The sequence below is a fragment of the Enterobacter sp. I4 genome (assembly GCF_022669095.1).
Classification (GTDB): Bacteria; Pseudomonadota; Gammaproteobacteria; order Enterobacterales; family Enterobacteriaceae; genus Enterobacter; species Enterobacter pasteurii.
In genome coordinates this window covers 944,543-966,139 of sequence record NZ_JALBUO010000001.1, presented here as the reverse complement: position 1 = coordinate 966,139, position 21,597 = coordinate 944,543, and the positions used below count along the sequence as shown (strand labels likewise).

The window sequence follows — 21,597 nt, the reverse complement described above, 5'->3', positions numbered from 1 at the left end:
GAAGACGATATGTTAAAGCGATACTTTGCGCCGTTGTTACTGGCATCTCTGGCTATGTCCGGGTGCCAGACGCCGGACGGTAAATTCACACCAGAGCAAATCGCGGCAATGAAGTCCTACGGCTTTAACGAACTGAACGGCGACTGGTCCCTGGGCCTGTCGGATAAGATCCTGTTTGATAAAAACGATGCCAGGCTGCGCCCCGAAAGTGAAACGCAAATCAGGACCATGGCTTCGCGCCTGGCGGCAACCGGTCTGAACCACGCCCGGATGGACGGCCATACCGACAACTATGGTGAAGACAGCTACAACGAAGCGCTTTCGTTGAAGCGCGCTAATGTCGTGGCGGATGCCTGGGCGAAGGGGGCGAATATCCCGCGCGGCAACCTCACCACGCGGGGTTTAGGTAAAAAATACCCTGTAAGCAGCAACAGCACTGCGCAAGGGCGCGCTGAGAATCGCCGTGTGGCGGTGGTCATCAGCACGCCATAACGTTATTTAACGGATGTCCCGGCGAGCGACACGCCTGAAGCCGCTCGCCAGCGCAGCCAGTCAATCACAATGAACAGCGCCAGGCTGACGCCCATCACCGGCAGCGCCAGCCCCAGCAAGACGCACGTAACGAGCGTCACACCTCTTCCCCACAGCGGCAATGCCAGCCAGCTCTGATACAGCGTTTGCACCGGATCCGCGCTGGATTTGGCAGGACGACGCATCCACCACATCCGATAACCCCAGATAATCAGCACGCACAGCGCAATACCGAACGCTATCAGCAGCAGCTGATTGGCCAGGCCAAACAGGATCCCCATATGGAAATCCACGCCCCAGCGGGTGAGTTTGGCCATCAGCGGGAAATCCACGAAGCGCGTGCTGTCCAGCACCTTCAGAGAGTGCGGATCTACGGCAACGGCATCAACCTGCGTCGGCCAGCCGCGATCGATTTCCGTTACCGTCCAGGCCCGATCGGCCATTCCTGGCGGACGGATTTCCAGCTTGTTTGCGTCAATCCCGGCCTGGCGGGCAGCCTGCAATACGCCGTCGAACAGCGACGGTTCAACGGGCATTTCAGGCATCGTCATGCCAGCGTGATGCCCATGATGCTCAGCGTGTTCATCCATCGTTTCCGGCGCGCCTGAAAGCTGGGTATTAACCTGCGGCGTCAGCCAGTTCATTTCTGCGCGCAGCTTATCGACGTTGCCTCCGGCCCACTGTGACCAGGTTAACCCGGTGGCAGAGAACAGCAGCATCCCCCCCAACAGCGTCCAGCCCAGGATCACATGCAGGCGACGACGATTCTGGAAGCGATTGTTAATGCGCCGCTTCGGTCGGGTGAAGAACCACAGCGCGATGCCGCCAAGGGCTGCCACCCACATCCAGGAGGCGGCTAGCTCGCTATAGAGTCGCCCGGGGTTGCCCAGCATCAGCGAGGTATGCAGATAATCGATGGTCTGGCGCAGCGGCAAAATCCCGCTGGTGCCATAGACCGTCAAATCACCGCGTTCCTCAAGGCTGACGGGATCGATAAAAATAGCCCGATGCTCCGAGGGGCCAAGCGCCGGGTCGGCAAACATCACGCGAGTGGTTTCGCCCTTTTCCAGCCCCGGACGAACGGCATGCAGACGCAGATCCGATCCTGCGGCCTTTTCGGCCACGGCAATTTGTGCAGCAAGAGGCTGCGCCTCACCCACGGCATCCGCGTGGAGCGCGTGATGGTACAGCGCATTTTCCAGCTGCGGCGTAGCGACATACAGCGTGCCGGTCAGAGCAGCAAAGAAGATAAACGGACCGACAAACAGTCCGATATAGAAATGGAGGCGACGCAGCAGGTTTCCCCATGCCGCGCGCGGCGTGCAGGTAGTCATACTTTTCCTTTTAAGGCAAAAAGTTATCGATTTTGTTTTTAAAGGGAGAAAGCAGACCGCGGCGGCGGCGCGCGGGTATCAGGGTAAAGCCAGGGGAAAAAGTGCCAGTGGCTGATCGCCTGACGAGGCGGCTTCAACCGCAGCCGCTGCAACACCACGCTGAGCAGGACGATAAGCGCCAGCATCACGCCCGGCACGTGGGCTAACAGCACGCAGTAGCCGCAGGCTTCAGCGTGGTCGACCGGCATGCTGTGGGACATATCACCGTGATGCTCGTCCATCGACATCATGCTCATGTCATGGTGCATGCCGGGCATCGCGCTCATGGGATCTTTTTGCAGCGAGACGGAGATCAGCGGCGCCACGACGATCAGCAGGATCGCAAACAGCGCGGTCATTGCCGCTGCGCGTTTCCAGCTATGCTGATGCAGTACGTTATCCACTTACCCTCCACCGAAGAGGCGATCATTGTAAATGATTTATGACGTAAGGGTTAACGCGAGAGGTGCGATGGGATAAAAAAAGGGCCAGCCTTTCGGCCAGCCCTTTCTAACAGGATGTCGCTTAAGCGAATCTTAGTTCAGACGCTCTTTAATACGAGCAGACTTACCAGTACGCTCACGCAGGTAGTACAGTTTAGCTTTACGTACAGCACCACGACGTTTAACAGCAATGCTGTCAACTACCGGAGAGTGAGTCTGGAAGACACGCTCAACGCCTTCGCCGTTGGAAATTTTACGAACAGTGAATGCAGAGTGCAGACCGCGGTTACGAATAGCGATAACCACGCCCTCGAATGCCTGCAGACGTTTTTTGGAACCTTCAACAACCCATACTTTCACTTCCACGGTGTCACCTGGACGGAAGGAAGGTACGTCCTGCTTCATCTGCTCTTGTTCAAGTTGCTTAATAATGTTGCTCATAATTTAATCTCTTATCCTGGGTAAACTGATATTCGGGAGCGTATTACGCATTCCCATCATGTTCATGCTGCTGGTGCGCGTGTTCCGTTTTGAACTCGGCCAGCAACTTTGCTTGCTCTTCAGTCAGAGCCAGGTTTTCCAGAAGTTCAGGTCTTCTAAGCCAGGTGCGGCCCAGCGACTGCTTCAAACGCCAGCGACGTATCTCGGCATGGTTTCCAGACAGTAATACTGCCGGTACTTCCATCCCTTCTAACACTTCAGGACGAGTATAGTGTGGACAGTCCAGCAATCCATCAGCAAACGAATCTTCCGTTGCCGAAGCTTCGTGGCCCAGTACACCCGGAATAAACCGGGCTACGGAGTCAATCAGCGTCATTGCCGGTAACTCACCACCGCTGAGAACGTAATCGCCGATAGACCATTCTTCGTCAATCTCGGTTTGAATTACGCGCTCATCTATCCCTTCGTAGCGACCACAGACCAGAATCAGCTTTTGATTCGTCGCCAGTTCGCTCACGCCCGCTTGATCAAGCTTGCGTCCCTGAGGTGACAGATAAATCACCTTCGCGCCTTCACCTGCCGCGGCTTTTGCTGTGTGAATGGCGTCCCGTAAGGGTTGCACCATCATCAACATCCCCGGTCCGCCGCCGTAAGGACGATCGTCCACGGTACGGTGCCGGTCATGCGTGAAGTCACGAGGACTCCAGCTCTGGATGCTCAGCAGGCCATTCTTTACTGCCCGGCCAGTTACCCCGTAATCGGTAATCGCGCGGAACATTTCAGGAAACAGGCTAATTATGCCAATCCACATAGCGCCGTCTTTTACCGTTTATCCGGAGAATTAAAAACCAGGATCCCAATCTACTTCAATGGTTTGAGTAGCGAGATCGACTTTCTTGATAACCTGTCCATCGAGGAACGGAACCAACCGCTCCTTGATGCCAAATGCATCTTTCAGGTTTGCCTTAATGACGAGAACGTCATTTGACCCGGTTTCCATCATATCGATGACTTTACCCAGGCTGTAGCCTTCGGTGGTCACTACCTGGCAACCCATAAGGTCTTTCCAGTAGTAGTCACCCTCTTCCAGCTGCGGCAACTGCGACGAATCCACGACAATTTCACAATTAGTCAGCGCATTCGCGGCATCACGATCGTCAACGCCTTTCAGCTTGATGATGATGTCCTGATTGTGGTGACGCCAGCTTTCCAGCTCGACCTCTTCCCACTTACCGGCTTTCTGGATAAACCAGGGCTGGTAATTAAAAATGCTATCAGCGTCTTCAGTGGAGGAAAACACTCTGAGCCAACCACGGATACCGTAGCAAGAACCCATTTTTCCCAATACGATCGGTTCAACAGGTGCTTTATTGCTCATCATGACCACCGTGACAGATTAAGCTGCTTTGTTTGCTGCTTTGATCAGCGTAGCAACGCGATCGGAAACAGTAGCGCCCTGGCCAACCCAGTGAGCGATACGATCCAGATCCAGACGAGTTTCTTCTTCTGCGCCAGCGGCCAGTGGGTTGAAGAAACCAACGCGCTCGATGAAGCGACCGTTGCGTGCATTACGGCTGTCAGTAACAACAACCTGGTAGAACGGACGCTTTTTAGCGCCGTGACGTGCTAAACGAATAGTTACCATAACATCCTCTTGTGTGAATAAAACAACCGGGCCCCATCGAGGAACGGAGCCCGGGTGTCATATTAAAAGCCCGAAAATTTTACTGATTTTTGGGGAAAATGCAATCAGCAGTTGATCGGTCTGCTGTAAAAGGCCGATTAACGCCCAGGGAATCCTGGCGGCATCATGCCTTTCATGCCGCGCATCATCTTCGCCATGCCGCCTTTCTTCATTTTCTTCATCATGCGCTGCATGTCGTCGAACTGTTTCAGAAGGCGGTTGACGTCCTGCACCTGCATACCGCAGCCGGCGGCGATACGGCGCTTACGCGAACCTTTGATGATTTCTGGCTTCGCACGTTCTTTGAGCGTCATGGAGTTGATGATCGCCTCCATCCGCACCAGAACTTTGTCATCCATCTGCGATTTGACGTTGTCCGGGATCTGCCCCATACCCGGCAGTTTCCCCATCAGGCTTGCCATACCGCCCATGTTTTTCATCTGACGCAGCTGCTCAAGGAAGTCGGTCAGATCGAAACCGTCGCCTTTTTTCAGCTTGCTGGCGAGTTTTTCTGCCTGCGCGCGGTCGACCTTGCTCTCGATATCTTCGATCAGCGACAGCACGTCGCCCATGCCGAGGATACGGGAGGCAATACGATCCGGGTGGAACGGCTCCAGCGCTTCGGTTTTCTCGCCCACGCCGAGGAATTTGATCGGCTTACCGGTGATATGACGAATAGACAGCGCTGCACCGCCGCGGGCGTCACCGTCAACCTTGGTCAGCACCACGCCGGTCAACGGCAGCGCTTCGTTAAACGCTTTTGCGGTATTCGCCGCATCCTGGCCGGTCATGGCGTCAACGACAAACAGGGTCTCTACCGGGTTGATAGAGGCATGCACCTGCTTGATCTCGTCCATCATCGCTTCGTCAACGTGCAGACGACCGGCGGTATCCACCAGCAGCACGTCGTAGAACTTAAGCTTCGCTTCTTTCAGCGCGGCATTGACGATGTCGACAGGCTTCTGGGCCACGTCGGACGGGAAGAAATCCACGCCAACCTGCTCGGCCAGCGTTTCCAGCTGTTTGATCGCCGCCGGGCGATAAACGTCCGCAGAAACGACCAGCACCTTTTTCTTGTGCTTCTCGCGCAGGAATTTACCCAGCTTACCGACGCTGGTGGTTTTACCCGCACCCTGCAGGCCCGCCATCAGCACCACGGCCGGAGGCTGAGCCGCCAGGTTAAGCACCTGGTTCTCTTCGCCCATCGCCGAAACCAGCTCGTTGCGGACGATTTTGACGAACTCCTGACCCGGGGTCAGGCTCTTGTTGACTTCATGACCAACCGCTTTCTCTTTCACGCGGTTGATAAAATCACGTACGACCGGCAACGCAACGTCTGCTTCCAGCAGCGCCATGCGCACTTCGCGCAGCGTTTCCTTGATGTTCTCTTCGGTGAGGCGTCCACGGCCGCTGATGTTGCGCAGCGTGCGCGACAAACGATCGGTTAAATTATCAAACATTGTCTCTCGCCTGGGGTAGAAACGTTAGGTCGCCTGGGCGACACATACACAGAATTTTGCCGGAGTATAACATGAAGGCGCCTTTGTTGTTATGCAACGGTTGGAGCAGGCGTCACGTAACGTTATACTGCTTCTCTTTCTTATTAAGACAACTGTCGACGCCTATATGCCTGTTTTCGCACTGATCGCCCTTGTTGCCTACTCTGTCAGCCTCGCGCTGATCATTCCTGGCCTGCTGCAAAAAAACAGCGGCTGGCGGCGCATGGCTATTCTTTCGGCGGTGATCGCACTGATAAGCCACGCCTTTGCGCTGGAATCACGCATCATTCCCGGCGACGGCAGCGTGCAAAATCTGAGCGTGCTGAACGTCGGTTCGCTGGTCAGCCTGATGATCTGTACGGTAATGACCATCGTCGCGTCCAAAAACCGTGGCTGGCTGCTGCTGCCGATTGTCTACGCCTTCGCGCTGATCAACCTGGCGTTAGCCACGTTCATGCCCAACGAGTTTATTACCCATCTGGAGGCCACGCCGGGCGTACTGGTGCATATTGGTTTGTCGCTGTTTGCCTACGCGACGCTGATCATTGCCGCGCTCTACGCCATGCAGCTCGCGTGGATTGACTACCAGCTGAAAAATAAAAAACTGGCCTTCAACCACGAAATGCCGCCGCTGATGGTGATTGAGCGTAAGATGTTCCACATCACCCAGGTCGGCGTGGTTCTGCTGACGCTGACGCTGTGCACGGGCTTGTTTTATATGAAAAACCTGTTCAGCGTGGAGAATATCGATAAAGCGGTCCTCTCCATCATCGCGTGGTTTGTCTATATTGTCCTGTTATGGGGCCATTATCATGAAGGCTGGCGCGGTCGTCGCGTGGTCTGGTTCAACGTTGCGGGTGCGGGTATTCTCACGCTTGCCTATTTTGGCAGCCGCTTCATACAGCAATTTGCTGGCTAAGTCATAAAAGGAGTTCCCCCTGGAACACATCTCTACCACCACGCTGATCGTCATTCTGATCGCCATGGTGGTCATCTCCGCCTATTTCTCTGGCTCGGAAACCGGCATGATGACGCTGAACCGCTACCGGTTACGTCATCGTGCGAAACAGGGTAACCGTGCCGCGCGGCGTGTCGAAAAGCTGCTGCGTAAGCCGGACCGCCTGATTAGCCTGGTGCTTATCGGTAACAACCTGGTCAACATTCTCGCCTCTGCGCTGGGCACCATCGTCGGGATGCGTCTGTACGGCAACGCCGGCGTGGCCATTGCCACCGGGGTGCTCACGTTTGTGGTGCTGGTGTTTGCCGAAGTGCTGCCTAAAACCATCGCGGCGCTCTACCCGGAGAAAGTCGCCTATCCGAGCAGCTTCCTGCTGGCACCGCTGCTCATTCTGATGATGCCGCTGGTCTGGCTGCTGAATATGGTGACCCGCGTGCTGATGCGCATGGTCGGCATAAAGGCGGACGTCACTATCAGCAGCGCGCTCAGCAAGGATGAACTTCGCACCATCGTGAACGAATCCCGCTCGCAAATCTCCCGCCGCAATCAGGACATGCTCCTGTCGGTGCTGGATCTGGAAAAGGTCAGCGTTGACGACATCATGGTGCCGCGCAATGAAATTGTCGGAATCGATATTAACGACGACTGGAAGGCTATCGTCCGCCAGCTGACGCACTCCCCGCACGGGCGCATCGTGCTTTATCGTGATTCCCTCGACGATGCTATCAGCATGCTGCGCGTGCGCGAGGCCTATCGTCTGATGACCGAGAAAAATGAGTTCACCAAAGAGGTGATGCTGCGCGCCGCCGACGAAATCTACTACGTACCGGAAGGCACCCCGCTCAGCACGCAGCTGGTGAAGTTCCAGCGCAACAAGAAGAAGGTCGGTCTGGTGGTAGATGAATACGGCGATATTCAGGGGCTTGTGACCGTTGAAGATATTCTGGAAGAGATCGTCGGGGACTTCACGACCTCGATGTCACCGTCCCTTGCGGAAGAAGTCACGCCGCAAAACGACGGCTCGGTGCTTATCGACGGCAGCGCCAACATTCGTGAAATCAATAAAGCGTTTAACTGGCACTTGCCGGAAGATGAAGCGCGGACGATGAACGGCATGATTCTGGAAGCGCTGGAAGAGATCCCGGCGGCAGGTACGCGCGTGCGTATTGAACAGTATGATATTGATATTCTGGACGTTCAGGACAACATGATTAAGCAGGTGAAAGTCCTGCCCGTTACGCCGCTTCGGGAAAGTATTGCCGAATAAAATGTAGGGCCGGGTAAGGCGAAGCCGCCACCCGGCACTACAGGCAGCGCATTACGCTTTCGCTTTCGCCACGGTCACCATCGCAGCGCGAATAGTACGGCCGTTCAGGGTGTAGCCTTTCTGCATCACGCCCAGCACGTTACCCGCGGTAACGTCTTCTGATTCCACCATCGCGATGGCCTGGTGAACGTTTGGATCCAGCGGTACATCAGTATCGGCAATCACTTCAACACCGAACTTACGCACCACATCCAGCATGGATTTCAGCGTCAGCTCAATGCCTTCAATCATCGCCGCGTTATCAGGGTTAGCTTTATCCGCCACTTCCAGCGCGCGATCCAGGCTGTCGATTACCGGTAGCAGCTCGTTGACGAATTTCTCCAGCGCAAATTTGTGCGCCTTTTCAACGTCCAGCTCGGTACGACGGCGCAGGTTTTCCATTTCCGCTTTGATACGCAGTACGCCATCGCGTTCGCGATTCTGCGCTTCTACCAACTGAGCTTCCAGATTGGCAATTTTTTCATCGCGCGGGTCCACCTGCTCAGCAGACGCGTCTGGCTCTACTGCCTCAACTTCATCGTGCTGTTCCGTGATAATTTCTTCAGGGGCTTGCCCCTCAGGCGTTTTCTGTTCTTTACTACTCATGAATTTCTCCGCGTTTTTCTGCATTCATCTCGCTAACTTCGCTTATTATGGGGATCAGTTTCCTGGATTCAAGGGAACAAGGCAGATTGTCATCATTCATCAGGCACAAGGACCTCCAGAACATGAATAATCATTTCAGGTGTATTGGGATCGTCGGCCATCCGCGTCACCCTACCGCATTGACGACACATGAAATGTTGTATCGCTGGCTGTGTGGCAAAGGCTATGAAGTGATGGTCGAGCAGCAAATCGCCCAGGAGTTGCAGCTTAAAAGCGTTAAAACCGGCACGCTGGCGGAAATCGGCCAGCAGGCGGACCTCGCCGTGGTGGTCGGCGGCGACGGCAATATGCTGGGCGCGGCACGCACGCTGGCTCGCTATGATATTAAGGTTATCGGTATTAACCGCGGCAATCTCGGTTTCCTGACCGACCTCGACCCGGACAATGCGCAGCAGCAGCTGGCGGACGTGCTGGAAGGTCACTATATCAGTGAAAAACGGTTTTTACTCGAAGCCCAGGTGTGCCAGCAGGACTGCCAGAAGCGCATCAGCACCGCCATTAACGAAGTGGTGCTTCACCCTGGTAAAGTGGCGCACATGATTGAGTTCGAAGTCTATATCGACGAAATCTTCGCCTTCTCGCAACGCTCAGACGGGCTGATTATCTCCACGCCTACAGGCTCAACCGCCTACTCGCTCTCAGCTGGCGGCCCCATTCTGACGCCATCGCTGGATGCGATAACCTTGGTCCCCATGTTCCCGCACACCCTCTCGGCGCGTCCGCTGGTGATCAACGGCGACAGCACCATCCGTCTGCGTTTTTCCCATCGCCGCAGCGACCTGGAGATCAGCTGCGACAGCCAGATTGCGCTCCCCATTCAGGAGGGTGAGGATGTATTAATTCGCCGCTGCGATTACCACCTGAATCTGATTCACCCCAAAGATTACAGCTATTTCAATACATTAAGCTCGAAGCTCGGCTGGTCAAAAAAATTGTTCTGATTTTGCATCCAGTACTTTACTGTATATAAAACCAGTTTATACTGTATGGAAACACAGTTATGGTTTTTCATACAGGAAAACAATTATGCTGGCACAACTGACCATCAGCAACTTTGCCATTGTTCGTGAGCTTGAGATCGACTTCCATAGCGGCATGACGGCAATTACCGGGGAAACCGGTGCAGGTAAATCCATTGCCATTGATGCCCTCGGCTTGTGCCTCGGCGGCCGTGCAGAGGGTGATATGGTGCGCGCAGGCGCAGCCCGTGCAGACCTCTGCGCCCGCTTCTCGTTAAAAGATACCCCTGCGGCCCTCCGCTGGCTGGAAGCGAACCAGCTTGAAGATGGACGTGAGTGTTTACTTCGCCGCGTCATCAGCAGCGACGGCCGTTCCCGCGGCTTCATCAACGGCACGGCGGTGCCTCTTTCCCAGCTTCGCGAGCTGGGTCAGCTTCTTATCCAGATCCACGGCCAGCATGCGCACCAGCAGCTAATCAAACCCGAACAGCAGAAAGCCTTGCTTGACGGCTACGCAGGTGAGTACGCGCTTACTCAGCTGATGGCGGATCACTATCGCCAGTGGCATCAGAGCTGTCGCGAACTCGCCCTGCATCAGCAGCAAAGCCAGGAGCGCACCGCGCGCGCCGAGCTGCTAGAATATCAGCTGAAAGAGCTGAACGAATTTAACCCACAGGCGGGTGAATTTGAGCAAATCGACGAAGAGTACAAGCGTCTGGCCAACAGCGGTCAGCTGCTCTCCACCAGCCAGACTGCCCTGAACATGCTGGCGGATGGCGAGGACGTGAATTTGCAAAGCCAGCTGTACAACGTGCGTCAGCTTGTTACCGAGCTGACCGGCATGGACAATAAGCTGTCTGACGTGCTGGATATGCTGGAAGAAGCGGCGATTCAGATTTCCGAAGCCGGAGATGAACTGCGCCATTACTGCGATCGCCTGGATCTGGACCCGAATCGTCTGTTCGAGCTTGAGCAACGCATCTCCCGTCAGATTTCACTGGCGCGCAAACACCACGTTACGCCGGAAGAGTTGCCGAATTACTATCAGTCGCTGCTGGAAGAGCAGCAGCAGCTGGACGATCAGGCCGACTCCCTCGAAACCCTGTCTCTGGCGGTAAATCTGCATCATCAGCAGGCGCTTGAAACGGCGAAACGGCTGCACGACGTGCGTCAACACTACGCGCTGGAGCTCAGCCAGCACATTACCGAGAGCATGCACACGCTGGCGATGCCGCATGGCGTGTTCACTATCGATGTTCGTTTTGAGGAACATCACCTGACGGCAGAAGGCGCGGATCGCATTGAGTTCCGGGTCACCACCAACCCAGGCCAGCCGTTGCAGGCCATTTCGAAAGTGGCGTCCGGCGGCGAGCTGTCGCGTATCGCGCTGGCTATTCAGGTGATTACCGCCCGTAAAATGGAAACCCCGGCGCTGATTTTCGATGAGGTGGATGTTGGTATCAGCGGCCCGACCGCTGCCGTTGTTGGTAAGCTGCTGCGTCAGCTGGGTGAATCAACCCAGGTTATGTGCGTTACCCACCTGCCGCAGGTAGCGGGATGTGGCCATCATCACTTTATCGTCAGCAAAGAAACCGATGGCGAAATGACGGAAACGCACATGAAGCCGCTGGATAAACGCTCGCGGCTGCAGGAGCTCGCACGCCTGCTGGGTGGCAGTGAAGTCACCCGTAATACGCTTGCGAATGCGAAAGAACTGCTGGCGGCATAAACTTTTTCGGGATCTCAGGGTCATACAGAACAATAAAAACGCCGCAAGACCGGTTTCAAAGTGGGACAAGGTCTATTATCATCGGCATATTACATATGAGCCGCGTACTGCTCGGGCCCGAAAAGGAATCAAATCACTATGCGCTGTAAAACGCTGACCGCTGCCGCAGCGGTTCTTCTGATGTTGACCGCAGGCTGTTCCACTCTGGAGAAAGTGGTTTACCGTCCTGACATCAACCAGGGGAACTACCTTACCCCTAACGATGTGTCCAAAATCCGTGTGGGAATGACACAACAGCAGGTCGCTTATGCACTGGGAACCCCGATGATGTCCGATCCGTTCGGTACAAATACCTGGTTCTATGTATTCCGCCAGCAGCCTGGCCATGAGAATGTGACTCAGCAAACCCTGACGCTGACCTTCAGCAGCGCTGGCGTGTTGACCAACATCGATAACAAGCCTGCCCTGACGAAATAATCAGGACTCAGAAATACAAAAAGGTGCTCATTGAGCACCTTTTTTGTTTTCCTTGAGCCCCCTGGAACAGGCTACTTACCCGATTTCTCCGCTCGCTGGCGACGCAACTCTTTCGGGTCGGCAATCAGTGGACGATAAATCTCAACCCTGTCGCCCTCTTTCAGCACATCACCAAGCTTAACCGGACGGCTGTAGATGCCGACTTTGTTCTTCGCCAGGTCAATGTCGCTGCGAAGCTCAAGGATACCAGACGCGCGGATGGCCTCCTCAACGGTGGCCCCTTCTTCCAAGGTCACGCGCTGCAAGTACTGCTTCTGCGGCAGCGCGTACACCACCTCAACAGCAATCTTATGCGACACTGTAAACCTCTTTGGCGCGCGTGGTGAACGCCTGAACCATATTCGAGGCCAGCTCTTTAAAAATGCGGCCAAACGCCAGTTCGATCAGCTTATTGGTAAATTCAAAATCCAGATGGAACTCAATGCGGCAGGCGTCCGCGCTGAGCGGCGTAAACTTCCACCCTCCCATCAGTTTTTTAAACGGACCATCCACCAGATGCATCAAGATACTCTGATTGCTCGTCAGGGTATTGCGCGTGGTGAACGTTTTGCTGATCCCCGCTTTGGAGACATCCACGGCCGCGGTCATCTGCGTCGGACCGGACTCCAGCACCCGGCTACCGGTGCATCCCGGTATAAATTGCGGATAGGACTGGACGTCGTTCACTAACTGATACATTTGTTCCGCGCTGTAGGGAACAAGCGCAGTACGGCTAATCTGAGGCATAGCATTTTCCATGGTCACACAACGGACAAATAATAACATTTATCACCTGTTAAAAAAACGCTAAGGCTTATCTCGTGCTAAGATAGCGCGTTAGACCTCACGGGACGCAATGAGGTGACTTTTTAAAATCAGATTACCGACGGCTTTACGACACTTATGACGAAGAAAAAAGCACATAAACCTGGTTCGGCGACCATTGCGCTCAACAAGCGTGCTCGCCACGAGTATTTCATCGAAGAAGAATTCGAGGCTGGCCTTGCGCTGCAGGGCTGGGAAGTAAAATCGCTGCGTGCCGGGAAGGCAAACATCGGCGACAGTTACGTGATCCTGAAAGACGGCGAGGCCTTCCTGTTTGGCGCAAACTTTACGCCGCTGACCGTCGCCTCGTCGCATTACGTGTGCGACCCTACGCGCACCCGTAAGCTGCTGCTTAACAAGCGCGAACTGGAATCCCTTTACGGGCGCATAAACCGTGAGGGCTTCACGGTGGTGGCGCTTTCTATGTACTGGAAAAACGCATGGTGCAAAGTGAAAATCGGCGTCGCGAAAGGTAAAAAACAGCACGATAAACGTACAGACCTGAAAGAGCGCGAGTGGCAACTGGATAAAGCGCGCATCATGAAGAATGCAGGACGTTGATTCTGCGCACTTATTGTACTATTCAATAAGTTAGCGTTTCGGACTGGTATCGAGGATGTGAAATCTGGTATACTGAGTTCAACACTATTGGGGCTGATTCTGGATTCGACGGGATTTGCGAAACCCAAGGTGCATGCCGAGGGGCGGTTTGCCTCGTTAAAAGCCGCAAAAAAATAGTCGCAAACGACGAAAACTACGCTTTAGCAGCTTAATAACCTGCTCTGAGCCCTCTCTCCCTAGCTTCCGCTCTTAAGACGGGGATCAAAGAGAGGTCAAACCCAAAAGAGATCGCGTGGAGGCCCTGCCTGGGGTTGAAGCGTTAAAACTAATCAGGCTAGTACGTTAGTGGCGTGTTTGTCCGCAGCTGGCGTGCGAATGTAAAGACAAACTAAGCATGTAGTACCGAGGATGTAGAAATTTCGGACGCGGGTTCAACTCCCGCCAGCTCCACCAAATAAAACAAGGGGTTACGTGAAAACGTAGCCCCTTTTTCTATTCCGATGGCGGCAAAATGGCGACAGGCTTTTGGACTGGCGACAAAAAAAACCCGCTTTGAAAGCGGGTTCTTTTTAAAAATTCATGTGCCCTTGCCCATCCTTTCCCGGATGTGGGGGCGCAGAAGAAATCACATTAGGCTTTATGATATGCCTAACAAATGTTTCATGCGTGACAAAAGTACAACCGCAGTTGATATTTTGGCACTGGTTGTAACGTTCTTTGGTTGTTGCTGATACCTGAAAACTGCTTCTTGTATGAGCTGCCTGGCCGCACTCTGGACAATTCATCATTCCGGTTATCCCACTACTTTTGCCAAAATCACAATAATGATACATCATTATTTAATTTTGAGAACCCATTACTCCATTTCGAGATCATCAATCTTCACTTCAAGCTCCAGAGCCGTAGTAAAACCATTATCTGCACTGACACTATGCGTCAGGGTGGTAATGGTCCATTCGGCATCATCAATGGGCTGTTTAAAGCCGCTCACCTTCACCGGCATTTCGGTATACAGATCAGCCCTCCCCTCTGCGAGCTGCAGGGAGAATGTTGCTACCCCGCGCTGCAGGCGCTCCCACTGCATCTTTGCCGCTCGCTCTGCATTGCTGCGGTTTGCATAAGTTCTGTTGAGTACCAGCACGTTTTCATCCGTTCCAACCAGGTAATCTCCCTGTTTTGCTTCCGGCTCCTTTGCTGCAGTGGTTTTCTTTCGACGGCGCTTAACCTTTGCCGTCTCTTTTTTCTTTGGCTCACGGGTATGGAGCCAGCTGGCAATTACCCCCGTATAGGCATCGCGATCAGCCAGGGTAAAACGATGACCGTCACCGGCCTGGCGGGTGATGGTGATAACCGGCAGCGGCTTACCGCTTGCCGTTCTGCCCTGCCCCTGGCGGATAAACAGCAGATTGCCGTCCTTAACTGAGGCTATCGCCCCATACTGCCGCGCCAGCTTCATCAAAAAGCTGGCGTCGCTTTCATTAGTCTGGTCAAGATGATCAACAGGCTTGTCCAACAGGTCCTTTCCCAGCGCCATCTTTAATTTATGCCTGCCCGCGATTTCCTTCACGACTTCGCCCACCGTTGTCTGGTGCCAGGACTTTTCACGCCGCGTATTAAGGGTTTCACGGAAATCTGCACTACGCGCGCGGATTGTGAGACGGTCAGGCGCGCCGCTGTGCTCAATCTCATCGACAGTAAACGCCCCTTTCGGAAAAAGAGGCTGACCTTTCCATCCCAGCGCAAACTGAATAATTGCCCCCCGACGCGGCAGAACGATTTTCCCGTCCGAGTCGTCCAGCTCCAGATCAAGCTGGTCCGCTTCAAAGCCCCGGTTATCCGTCAGCGTCAGACTCATCAGGCGCGCATCCAGCACGGTAGTCACATCTTTACCTTCAATGATGATGCTGAAACCGGGGGTTTTACTGTTCAGGTTCAGGAGTTCAGAGGTGAAATTCACTGCAGTAACCCCCCAACCGTATTTTTCATATTGCCTATCGCAGAGGTGGCGGAGTCCTGCAAATTACTGAGCTGATCGCTGAGGCTGCCAAACATATCAGACAGCGATTCATCCACCCGTTTCAGGCTCAGCGAAAATTCGATGCGCCGGGGCATACCGCTCTCAAAAAATTCTGTTTTTGTCTGGCTCAGACTCTCGATCACAAACATGCCGTAAATCGTCCCGCTCCCCTCAATCAAGGGCCAGGCTTTCCCCAGCTCCGCCATCTGCTCCAGCGCCAGCAAAGACAACCTGCCGCCGGTAATCTCCGGCAGCAGGACGCCGGACAGCGTAAGCGAATCGTTATCCGGCCCAAGAAACTGCGTTGTCGGGCGCCGGTTTACCCGGCTGTTAGCAGCGTGCCGCCAGCTGCGCTGATACTGCAGCTCCTGATAGGGTACGGTGCGCAGCATGAATACGTATAACCCCAGCACCATCATCATTATTCGTAACCCCCTCGATCACTGAAATTACTGCGTGTTTTTGCCCTGGCCCTGCGCTCTCGCTCATCAAGCTGCCGGGCCACCTCCCGGGCGATATCCTGCGCGCTTTGCCCTGGCTGGGCGACAATATGAATTGGCGCGCTTATCTCGTACTTAATGACCTGCGGCTGTCTTTCTGCCTTCGCCGACGGCGCCGGTTGCGTCCTGACAGGTACACTGTACGGATGAATTGGCGCGGCTTCTGCCGGGGCAGCCGCCAGGCCCATTACGCCAGCGACCACGGAAGCGAACACCTTCTGGCGCATAGCCATCGGGTCAGCCCTGTTATCCGTGATTTCCGTAATGGCCGGTGCTGGCATGACAGCCGCAGCGATATCAGCCAGCTCCGCAGCTCGCTCCCGACCAGGACGATTTACCGGGGCGTTAACAATCTCAGGCGGCAGTATTAACCTGCTTTCAGGCCGTTGCTCCGGGCTGGCTGTTACATCACGAACCGGGCTTACCGTTGCCGCCAGTTTCACCAGCTCAGTTGTACGATTAATTACCGGAAGATTTGCCGGACCGTTCACACTATCAGGCGGCAGAACTATCGCGCGTTCAGGATATTGTTTAGCGCTGGCCGGTTCCGTCCGGGATGGATTGAGCGTTGCCGCCACCCTTGCCAGATCAGCAGTCCGTTTCCTGCCGGTGACATTGGCGGGCCCGTTAACGATCTCTGGGCCATTCTCACCCACGATGCCGAACTGGCCGCGCGGAATGGTACCGCCGCTGTCGTACATGCCAGCAAAACCCATCGGCGGGAATCCGCCAGGCGGCAGCACCACTTTACCGTCTCTGTTTACCGTGGCTGGTTGCTGCCGCGTGACCTGCTCAGGAAGCTTCGCTTTGGCCGCTTCCTTGCTGACAATGCCAAGTTTTTCAAGCAGCCAGGACACGCCCGATTTAAGCGAATCCAGCGGGTGCATGACCATGTTCAGCCCTGCCGCCAGCGCCTCCCCAAACTGCCGCCCCATCGACGCCGCGCTTTGCAGCTCTGCAGAGGTGGATTTAACCGGCGTCAGCAGATCAGTAAACCAGCCCCACAATGCCTGGACCTTGTCACCTATCCACTGGAAAACAGGCTGCAGTGGCTCAAACGCCGCACTGATAGGCGCAGCTGCAGCTTTGAATCCTTCAACCACTCCGCCTAAAAATGCGCTTATCGGCTGCCAGTATTTCCAGACAACCAGCGCCACGCCAGCCAGCGCCGCCACAACGAGCCCTATCGGACTAAGCAGGGCGCCCAGCAATCCAGAAATCCCGTACAGCGCAACGCGAAGGAGGGCCAGCGGGCCGGACGCCAGGAAACGCAGCACGCCACCGGCTGCGGATAATCCCCCGCGCAACGCGGCCAGCGGATTCATTACCATGCCGATAATGTTGCGAATACCCGACATTCCGCCGCGAAGGACAGCAAGCGGCGCACCGGCCAGCGCTTTCAGCGCATTGCCAGCCAGCCCGGCAGAACGGCGCAGGGAGTTAAGGGGAGACGCCAGCAATCCGGTGCTGCTGCCGGATGCCGCCAGGCCACGGCGCAACAGGGAAAGCGGCGCATTTGCCAGCCAGGACAGCGCGCCCCCGGTGCGGGTCACTGCAGACATAACGGAGGGGAGTGTTTTTACACCCAACACGGACAGGCCAAAACGGATCACCGCCAGCGGCCCCAGAACGGCAGCCACGGCCACCGCCAGCGTGCCGAGCACAACGGTGATCGCAGCTGTGGCTGCAGCCACTTTCATCAGCGTGCCCGCCAGCTGCGGGTTAGCCTCAACCCATCGACGCAGTGCCCCGGTAACGTTTTTGACGTACCCCATGATATCCATCAGCGGCTGGCGCAGGGTTTCACCCAGGCTACTGAAAGCGTTCTGCGCGCCCGTTTTAACAAGCAACCACTGCGCGGAAAGTGAATCCTTATTGATATCGGATTCTTTCTGCATGGAGCCGTTAGCCTCAGTGCCTGAGGTGAGTTTCAGCTGTCGCTGCAGCTCCGGCAGGTTGTTTGCAAGCTTCGCCGCATCGTCGCCAAACTCCTTGCCAAATATCATCGTCATGGCGGACAGGCGCTTATCCTGCGGCAGCTTGTTGACCTTCTCCAGCACGCGCTGAATGGTCCCCATTGCGTCCTTTGTCATCTGCTTTTCAATCTCTTCAGGATTGAGTTTCAGCAGATCCATACCTTCCATGAACCGCTTGCTCTGCATGGTTGCAATCGACAGTTCGCGCACCATCGCATTTGATGCGCTGGCGGCAATTTCAGGCGCGGCCCCCAGAGAAAGGAAGGTGGAACCCAGCGCGGCCGCCTTTCGGAAATCAAGCCGGTCAGCCACGCCACCCATGCGCTGCAGCACACTGATGATATCGCCGCCCTTAGACATGGCGTTATCGTCCAGGTAGTTCAGGGCATCGCCAAGCTGTTCAATATTTCGGGTCGGCACTTTATACAGCTGCGCGATTTTCCCCAGCCCCTCCGCCAGCTCATCAGCGGGCAGCTCAAATGCCGTTGCGGCCTTTGCTGCAGTGGATGCAAAGGCCAGCAGGTCACGCTTCTGGTCTTCGTAAGAATCGTTCTGGTTTGTCACGCCCATGCGGGCGCCACCTTCAACCAGCGCGGCATAGTCAATGGCGCCATTCTCCATCGGCAGCTGTTCACTGGCGGCCTTAATGGCATCCTGCATGTCGTAAAACTGTTTTGTGCGGTTGCCGTTGTCGTCCCGCAGCCCGTTAACCTGCTTTGCAACGCCTTTCATCGCATCTTCCATGCTGGCATAGCTTTTAACGGCTGCCATCACCGGCGCGCCCATCGCCAGCCCGGCGGCAGTAGTCGTTGCTCCCGCGCCCGCGATACGATCCCGCACCTCAAGACGCCGCGAATACTGATCGCGGACGGCGTTCATACGGGCCTGCTGCTCACCCAGGCGTTTAAGGGATTTCTGCTGTCGGTCCAGCGCCTGCCTGGTTTCGTCGGCATTCTGCCGCAGCTCACGCTGGGCACTGCTCAGCTTTTTGGTGTCCAGCCCTGCCTCATTGAGCGCAAGACGCTGACGCTGCACCGACTGACGCAGGCCGTTATATTTGCTCTGCAGCTCGTTAACGCGGTTTTTTGCCTGCTCAAGCAGACGAGCCTGCGCCGCCGTCGGGCGGTTAGTTGCCGAGAACTGCGTGGCAAGCTTCGCCGCTTCTTCGCGTGCGGCTTTAAGACTGTTGCCGGTGACGGCGAGCTGCGCGCTTGCCTTGCGGAAACCGTCAATACGGCCCGCCTGGGCGTCCAGTTCTTTTAATCTTGCGCGGCTTTGCTGAATGGCGGTAGCCAGCTCTTTAGAGCTGGCCTGCGCTGATCGGAATGGGCGGGTGAGCTTATCAACCGCATTTAGAATTACCTGCAAACGCAGGTTAGTGTCACTCATCGCTGGCCCCGCTTCTCTGAATCGCTTTATGCCGCCACTCCAGCACTTCGGTCAGCGGCATAACGTCAGTGACGGACGGCGGCCAGTGAAAAATGGTGGCGATATCAGCCACCAGGTCTTCTACCGTCAGGCTGTCGGCAAACCGGCAAGCACCGATTTCTTCAACAAAAAAGTGACCACCTCAACCGACAGCGCGGTGAGATCGGCGGGGTCCATTTCAGCCATTTCCTGAGCGGTCAGCGCGGGCGTGGAGATGCGGGGAATAATCGTCATCATCGCGCCGACGTCCATATCCATGATCGCCTGCAGACGGGTGCCACGCAGCGCGCCGGACTGCGGCTTGCGCAGCACAATTTCGGCAATTTCGGTTTTACCGCGTTTGATTGGGGTGTCCAGCTGTACGGTTTTTTCAGTCAGTTGTTCGCTCATTGTCATTTCCTGTTAATAAGGTACTGGCGCGGCTGCCCGCGCCTTTAAAGTAGATCAGAGGCCCAGGGCATTGCGGTGTTCTTCCATCAGGTCCACGCCATCAACGATTTCAATCATGTTGATCACATCAACCTCATAGAGCACCTCGCCGTTAATGGTCAGCTTCGCGTAGCTGTTGGTGCTGCTGACTTTTGTGGTGTTGCTCTCCCCGGTTTTCCATTCGCCGGAATCGACTTCTTTATGTCGCCCTCGCACAACCAGCTCAACGGCCTGCACTTCGCCGGTATCGTCACGCTGAATGGAGCCGGTGAAACGCAGCTGGATACCGTCAACGGTGGCTTTACCCATCTGTTTGAATAACAGCAGTTCGGTGCCACCGATTGAAAATTCCGTGTCCAGCGCGCCATCATCCAGCCCCAGATCAACATCAGCCGAACCGGGCATACCACCGCCGCGATACTTTTCAAACTTGCGGCCGAATTTAGGCAGGGTCAGGGACTCAACAATCCCCTGATAGTTATTCCCGTCGTTAAACAGGTTCAGGTGTTTTAACTTGCGTGGTAAAGCCATATTGTCCCCTTACGCGCTGACCTGGCTGGAGAAATCCAGCAGATACTGATCGGTGATGCGCTGGCGCAGCATCAGGTTTTCCAGAGGCGGTACCGGCGTATAGTCGTAATCGATAGTGAGCTTCCCGGCTTTCAGGGAATCTTTATCGTTTACGGACTCATCCAGCCAGCAGTCGGCGCCGATGATGTAACCCTGCGTTTTCAGGTTACGCAGTTTGGCGCGAATACCTTCGATAATGTCGCGGGCCAGTGACGGGTTAAGCACGCCATCCACCGCCCACATATGCGCTTCGGCGATGGTGTCAGCCAGTACCTGCGCGGTGCGGGTGTAGTTTTCAAAGGCAAACAGTGGATCGTCACTGAGGCAACGGGAACCCCAGAAGCGGAAGCCGTCTTTGCGGATCAGCGTGGTGACATCGTTCTGGTTCAGCAGCCCCGCATCGGTTGCCGGGTCCTGCAAATCCCAGAACACATCAGCAGAAATGCCGGTGACGCCATTCACGCCCACGTTGGACAGGGATTTGTGCCAGCCGGTCTGTTCGTCAATTTTGGCACGCAGGCCAAGCGCACGGGCTGAGGCATAAGCCGTTGCTTCAGCATTCAGCACGGTGTCAAAACTGATGAAATCAGGCCAGATCAGCATCCCCTCGCGCTGGCTGAAATTAGCGCGGTAAGCAATGGCCTCCTCTACCGTTTTACAGCCGTAGGCTGACAGATAGGCGAACCCGCGCAGACTCTGCGCCACGCTCAGCAGCTCAGTGGCAACTGCCTGCGTATCGTGCCCCGGCACGCCAAGAATGCGCGGCTTAACGCCGAGCTGGGACTGCGCAGATAACAGCGCTTTCATCCCCGTTTTTTTACCGTCGGCTGTCACGCCGCCGATAATGTTGGAGGTTGTCTCCGCTTCGGTTTCACCCTGTGCAACGCGCACAACGACGGTCACGGGTTTAGCCTGGTCGGCAATTGCATCCAGCGAGCGGGCCAGCGTGCCGGACTCGCCTGCTTTACCGCTGGCGGTCAGCACGTCGGTGAGCAGGACCGGTTTATTGAGGGGGAACACGGACGCATCTGCATCATCGCCGGTACAGACCATACCGACAATTGCCGTGCTTACTGTTGAAATAGGGCGGGTGCCATCGTTGACCTCAACGACACGCACACCGTGGTGATAATCCTGAGCCATACGGCGAACCCTCCGGTGTTTAGGTTTCGCCCTATGGTGAAGT

General features: G+C 55.4%; 25 protein-coding genes and 1 other RNA gene. 8 read left to right on the top strand and 18 right to left on the bottom strand.

Going from position 1 to position 21,597, the window contains the following annotated elements:
- Positions 1-9: 9 nt before the first annotated feature.
- Complete coding sequence (locus MOQ06_RS04610) at positions 10-492, top strand: OmpA family protein (protein WP_148421499.1); 483 nt, start codon at positions 10-12, stop codon at positions 490-492.
- A gap of 2 nt (positions 493-494) precedes the next feature.
- Here MOQ06_RS04610 and MOQ06_RS04605 read toward each other — a convergent pair whose 3' ends face one another.
- The 7 genes from MOQ06_RS04605 to ffh all read right to left on the bottom strand — a co-directional run bounded on the left by MOQ06_RS04605 (position 495) and on the right by ffh (position 5,932).
- Positions 495-1,865 carry a PepSY-associated TM helix domain-containing protein gene (locus tag MOQ06_RS04605; RefSeq protein ID WP_242171466.1) on the bottom strand — a complete coding sequence of 457 codons (1,371 nt, stop codon included), beginning with the start codon at positions 1,863-1,865 and terminating at the stop codon, positions 495-497.
- A gap of 38 nt (positions 1,866-1,903) precedes the next feature.
- Entirely contained in the window at positions 1,904-2,308 is a 405-nt protein-coding gene (locus tag MOQ06_RS04600) for a DUF2946 domain-containing protein (RefSeq protein WP_193356641.1), read from the bottom strand.
- 132 nt (positions 2,309-2,440) lie between these two features.
- Entirely contained in the window at positions 2,441-2,788 is a 348-nt protein-coding gene (gene rplS / locus MOQ06_RS04595; protein WP_002914145.1) for a 50S ribosomal protein L19, read from the bottom strand.
- A gap of 43 nt (positions 2,789-2,831) precedes the next feature.
- Positions 2,832-3,599, bottom strand: coding sequence for a tRNA (guanosine(37)-N1)-methyltransferase TrmD (trmD, locus tag MOQ06_RS04590; protein ID WP_014832949.1), 768 nt, complete (start codon positions 3,597-3,599; stop codon positions 2,832-2,834).
- Positions 3,600-3,629: 30 nt separating this feature from the next.
- Entirely contained in the window at positions 3,630-4,169 is a 540-nt protein-coding gene (gene rimM, locus MOQ06_RS04585) for a ribosome maturation factor RimM (protein WP_148421494.1), read from the bottom strand.
- Between the two features lie 15 nt (positions 4,170-4,184).
- Positions 4,185-4,433, bottom strand: a complete 249-nt coding sequence (gene rpsP, locus MOQ06_RS04580) for a 30S ribosomal protein S16 (protein WP_003863133.1) — start codon at positions 4,431-4,433, stop codon at positions 4,185-4,187.
- Between the two features lie 137 nt (positions 4,434-4,570).
- Positions 4,571-5,932, bottom strand: coding sequence for a signal recognition particle protein (gene ffh / locus MOQ06_RS04575; protein WP_003863132.1), 1,362 nt, complete (start codon positions 5,930-5,932; stop codon positions 4,571-4,573).
- A gap of 166 nt (positions 5,933-6,098) precedes the next feature.
- On the opposite strand from ffh, the gene MOQ06_RS04570 reads away from it, so the two are divergent.
- Both MOQ06_RS04570 and MOQ06_RS04565 read left to right on the top strand, forming a co-directional pair.
- Entirely contained in the window at positions 6,099-6,890 is a 792-nt protein-coding gene (locus MOQ06_RS04570) for an inner membrane protein YpjD (protein WP_193356642.1), read from the top strand.
- Between the two features lie 19 nt (positions 6,891-6,909).
- Positions 6,910-8,196, top strand: coding sequence for an HlyC/CorC family transporter (locus tag MOQ06_RS04565; protein WP_148421492.1), 1,287 nt, complete (start codon positions 6,910-6,912; stop codon positions 8,194-8,196).
- A 51-nt stretch (positions 8,197-8,247) separates the two neighbouring features.
- Here the strand turns inward: MOQ06_RS04565 and grpE are convergent, their stop codons facing one another.
- A complete protein-coding gene (grpE, locus tag MOQ06_RS04560) occupies positions 8,248-8,841 on the bottom strand; it encodes a nucleotide exchange factor GrpE (RefSeq protein ID WP_063865224.1) in 594 nt (197 codons plus the stop codon).
- 122 nt (positions 8,842-8,963) lie between these two features.
- On the opposite strand from grpE, the gene nadK reads away from it, so the two are divergent.
- The 3 genes from nadK to bamE all read left to right on the top strand — a co-directional run bounded on the left by nadK (position 8,964) and on the right by bamE (position 12,066).
- Positions 8,964-9,842: an NAD(+) kinase gene (nadK, locus tag MOQ06_RS04555; RefSeq protein ID WP_063841620.1), complete on the top strand. Its 879-nt coding sequence runs from the start codon at positions 8,964-8,966 to the stop codon at positions 9,840-9,842.
- Positions 9,843-9,927: 85 nt separating this feature from the next.
- Positions 9,928-11,589, top strand: a complete 1,662-nt coding sequence (gene recN / locus MOQ06_RS04550) for a DNA repair protein RecN (protein WP_242171453.1) — start codon at positions 9,928-9,930, stop codon at positions 11,587-11,589.
- 138 nt (positions 11,590-11,727) lie between these two features.
- Entirely contained in the window at positions 11,728-12,066 is a 339-nt protein-coding gene (gene bamE, locus MOQ06_RS04545; RefSeq protein WP_006178060.1) for an outer membrane protein assembly factor BamE, read from the top strand.
- A 71-nt stretch (positions 12,067-12,137) separates the two neighbouring features.
- Here the strand turns inward: bamE and MOQ06_RS04540 are convergent, their stop codons facing one another.
- Positions 12,138-12,425 (bottom strand): RnfH family protein, encoded by a 288-nt coding sequence (locus MOQ06_RS04540; RefSeq protein WP_148421484.1) that lies wholly within the window; start codon positions 12,423-12,425, stop codon positions 12,138-12,140.
- On the bottom strand, positions 12,415-12,852 hold the full coding sequence (locus MOQ06_RS04535; protein WP_209007155.1) for a type II toxin-antitoxin system RatA family toxin: 438 nt from the start codon (positions 12,850-12,852) through the stop codon (positions 12,415-12,417). Before MOQ06_RS04535 ends, MOQ06_RS04540 begins: the two co-directional genes overlap by 11 nt.
- 156 nt (positions 12,853-13,008) lie before the next feature.
- On the opposite strand from MOQ06_RS04535, the gene smpB reads away from it, so the two are divergent.
- A complete protein-coding gene (gene smpB / locus MOQ06_RS04530; protein WP_063956759.1) occupies positions 13,009-13,491 on the top strand; it encodes an SsrA-binding protein SmpB in 483 nt (160 codons plus the stop codon).
- 89 nt (positions 13,492-13,580) lie between these two features.
- Positions 13,581-13,944, top strand: a transfer-messenger RNA (tmRNA) gene (gene ssrA, locus MOQ06_RS04525).
- A 116-nt stretch (positions 13,945-14,060) separates the two neighbouring features.
- On the opposite strand, the gene MOQ06_RS04520 is transcribed toward ssrA, so the two are convergent.
- From MOQ06_RS04520 to MOQ06_RS04485, 8 genes are all read right to left on the bottom strand, one after another.
- Positions 14,061-14,279, bottom strand: a complete 219-nt coding sequence (locus MOQ06_RS04520; protein WP_045334934.1) for an ogr/Delta-like zinc finger family protein — start codon at positions 14,277-14,279, stop codon at positions 14,061-14,063.
- Between the two features lie 68 nt (positions 14,280-14,347).
- Positions 14,348-15,448, bottom strand: coding sequence for a phage late control D family protein (locus MOQ06_RS04515; protein ID WP_044704149.1), 1,101 nt, complete (start codon positions 15,446-15,448; stop codon positions 14,348-14,350).
- Positions 15,445-15,930, bottom strand: coding sequence for a phage tail protein (locus MOQ06_RS04510; protein WP_032610580.1), 486 nt, complete (start codon positions 15,928-15,930; stop codon positions 15,445-15,447). Before MOQ06_RS04510 ends, MOQ06_RS04515 begins: the two co-directional genes overlap by 4 nt.
- Positions 15,930-19,373 carry a phage tail tape measure protein gene (locus MOQ06_RS04505; protein WP_242171449.1) on the bottom strand — a complete coding sequence of 1,148 codons (3,444 nt, stop codon included), beginning with the start codon at positions 19,371-19,373 and terminating at the stop codon, positions 15,930-15,932. The genes MOQ06_RS04510 and MOQ06_RS04505 overlap by 1 nt, the downstream gene beginning before the upstream one ends.
- Positions 19,366-19,485 carry a GpE family phage tail protein gene (locus tag MOQ06_RS04500; protein WP_007848878.1) on the bottom strand — a complete coding sequence of 40 codons (120 nt, stop codon included), beginning with the start codon at positions 19,483-19,485 and terminating at the stop codon, positions 19,366-19,368. The genes MOQ06_RS04505 and MOQ06_RS04500 overlap by 8 nt, the downstream gene beginning before the upstream one ends.
- Positions 19,486-19,499: 14 nt before the next feature.
- Positions 19,500-19,802, bottom strand: coding sequence for a phage tail assembly protein (locus MOQ06_RS04495; RefSeq protein WP_007848877.1), 303 nt, complete (start codon positions 19,800-19,802; stop codon positions 19,500-19,502).
- 54 nt (positions 19,803-19,856) lie between these two features.
- The gene (locus MOQ06_RS04490; RefSeq protein ID WP_007848874.1) at positions 19,857-20,372 is read right to left on the bottom strand and encodes a phage major tail tube protein; all 516 of its coding nucleotides are present in this window, start codon (positions 20,370-20,372) and stop codon (positions 19,857-19,859) included.
- 9 nt (positions 20,373-20,381) lie between these two features.
- Positions 20,382-21,554 (bottom strand): phage tail sheath protein, encoded by a 1,173-nt coding sequence (locus MOQ06_RS04485; RefSeq protein ID WP_242171447.1) that lies wholly within the window; start codon positions 21,552-21,554, stop codon positions 20,382-20,384.
- Positions 21,555-21,597 lie beyond the last annotated feature (43 nt).

Excerpts from the sequence above, each read along its gene's own strand:
- MOQ06_RS04610 (WP_148421499.1), top strand. The coding sequence starts at position 10 with ATGTTAAAGCGATACTTTGCGCCGTTGTTACTGGCATCTCTGGCTATG.
- MOQ06_RS04605 (WP_242171466.1), bottom strand. The coding sequence starts at position 1,865 with ATGACTACCTGCACGCCGCGCGCGGCATGGGGAAACCTGCTGCGTCGC.
- rplS (WP_002914145.1), bottom strand. The coding sequence starts at position 2,788 with ATGAGCAACATTATTAAGCAACTTGAACAAGAGCAGATGAAGCAGGAC.
- trmD (WP_014832949.1), bottom strand. The coding sequence starts at position 3,599 with ATGTGGATTGGCATAATTAGCCTGTTTCCTGAAATGTTCCGCGCGATT.
- rimM (WP_148421494.1), bottom strand. The coding sequence starts at position 4,169 with ATGATGAGCAATAAAGCACCTGTTGAACCGATCGTATTGGGAAAAATG.
- rpsP (WP_003863133.1), bottom strand. The coding sequence starts at position 4,433 with ATGGTAACTATTCGTTTAGCACGTCACGGCGCTAAAAAGCGTCCGTTC.
- ffh (WP_003863132.1), bottom strand. The coding sequence starts at position 5,932 with ATGTTTGATAATTTAACCGATCGTTTGTCGCGCACGCTGCGCAACATC.
- MOQ06_RS04570 (WP_193356642.1), top strand. The coding sequence starts at position 6,099 with ATGCCTGTTTTCGCACTGATCGCCCTTGTTGCCTACTCTGTCAGCCTC.
- grpE (WP_063865224.1), bottom strand. The coding sequence starts at position 8,841 with ATGAGTAGTAAAGAACAGAAAACGCCTGAGGGGCAAGCCCCTGAAGAA.
- nadK (WP_063841620.1), top strand. The coding sequence starts at position 8,964 with ATGAATAATCATTTCAGGTGTATTGGGATCGTCGGCCATCCGCGTCAC.
- recN (WP_242171453.1), top strand. The coding sequence starts at position 9,928 with ATGCTGGCACAACTGACCATCAGCAACTTTGCCATTGTTCGTGAGCTT.
- bamE (WP_006178060.1), top strand. The coding sequence starts at position 11,728 with ATGCGCTGTAAAACGCTGACCGCTGCCGCAGCGGTTCTTCTGATGTTG.
- MOQ06_RS04535 (WP_209007155.1), bottom strand. The coding sequence starts at position 12,852 with ATGCCTCAGATTAGCCGTACTGCGCTTGTTCCCTACAGCGCGGAACAA.
- smpB (WP_063956759.1), top strand. The coding sequence starts at position 13,009 with ATGACGAAGAAAAAAGCACATAAACCTGGTTCGGCGACCATTGCGCTC.
- MOQ06_RS04520 (WP_045334934.1), bottom strand. The coding sequence starts at position 14,279 with ATGATGAATTGTCCAGAGTGCGGCCAGGCAGCTCATACAAGAAGCAGT.
- MOQ06_RS04510 (WP_032610580.1), bottom strand. The coding sequence starts at position 15,930 with ATGATGATGGTGCTGGGGTTATACGTATTCATGCTGCGCACCGTACCC.
- MOQ06_RS04505 (WP_242171449.1), bottom strand. The coding sequence starts at position 19,373 with ATGAGTGACACTAACCTGCGTTTGCAGGTAATTCTAAATGCGGTTGAT.
- MOQ06_RS04495 (WP_007848877.1), bottom strand. The coding sequence starts at position 19,802 with ATGAGCGAACAACTGACTGAAAAAACCGTACAGCTGGACACCCCAATC.
- MOQ06_RS04490 (WP_007848874.1), bottom strand. The coding sequence starts at position 20,372 with ATGGCTTTACCACGCAAGTTAAAACACCTGAACCTGTTTAACGACGGG.
- MOQ06_RS04485 (WP_242171447.1), bottom strand. The coding sequence starts at position 21,554 with ATGGCTCAGGATTATCACCACGGTGTGCGTGTCGTTGAGGTCAACGAT.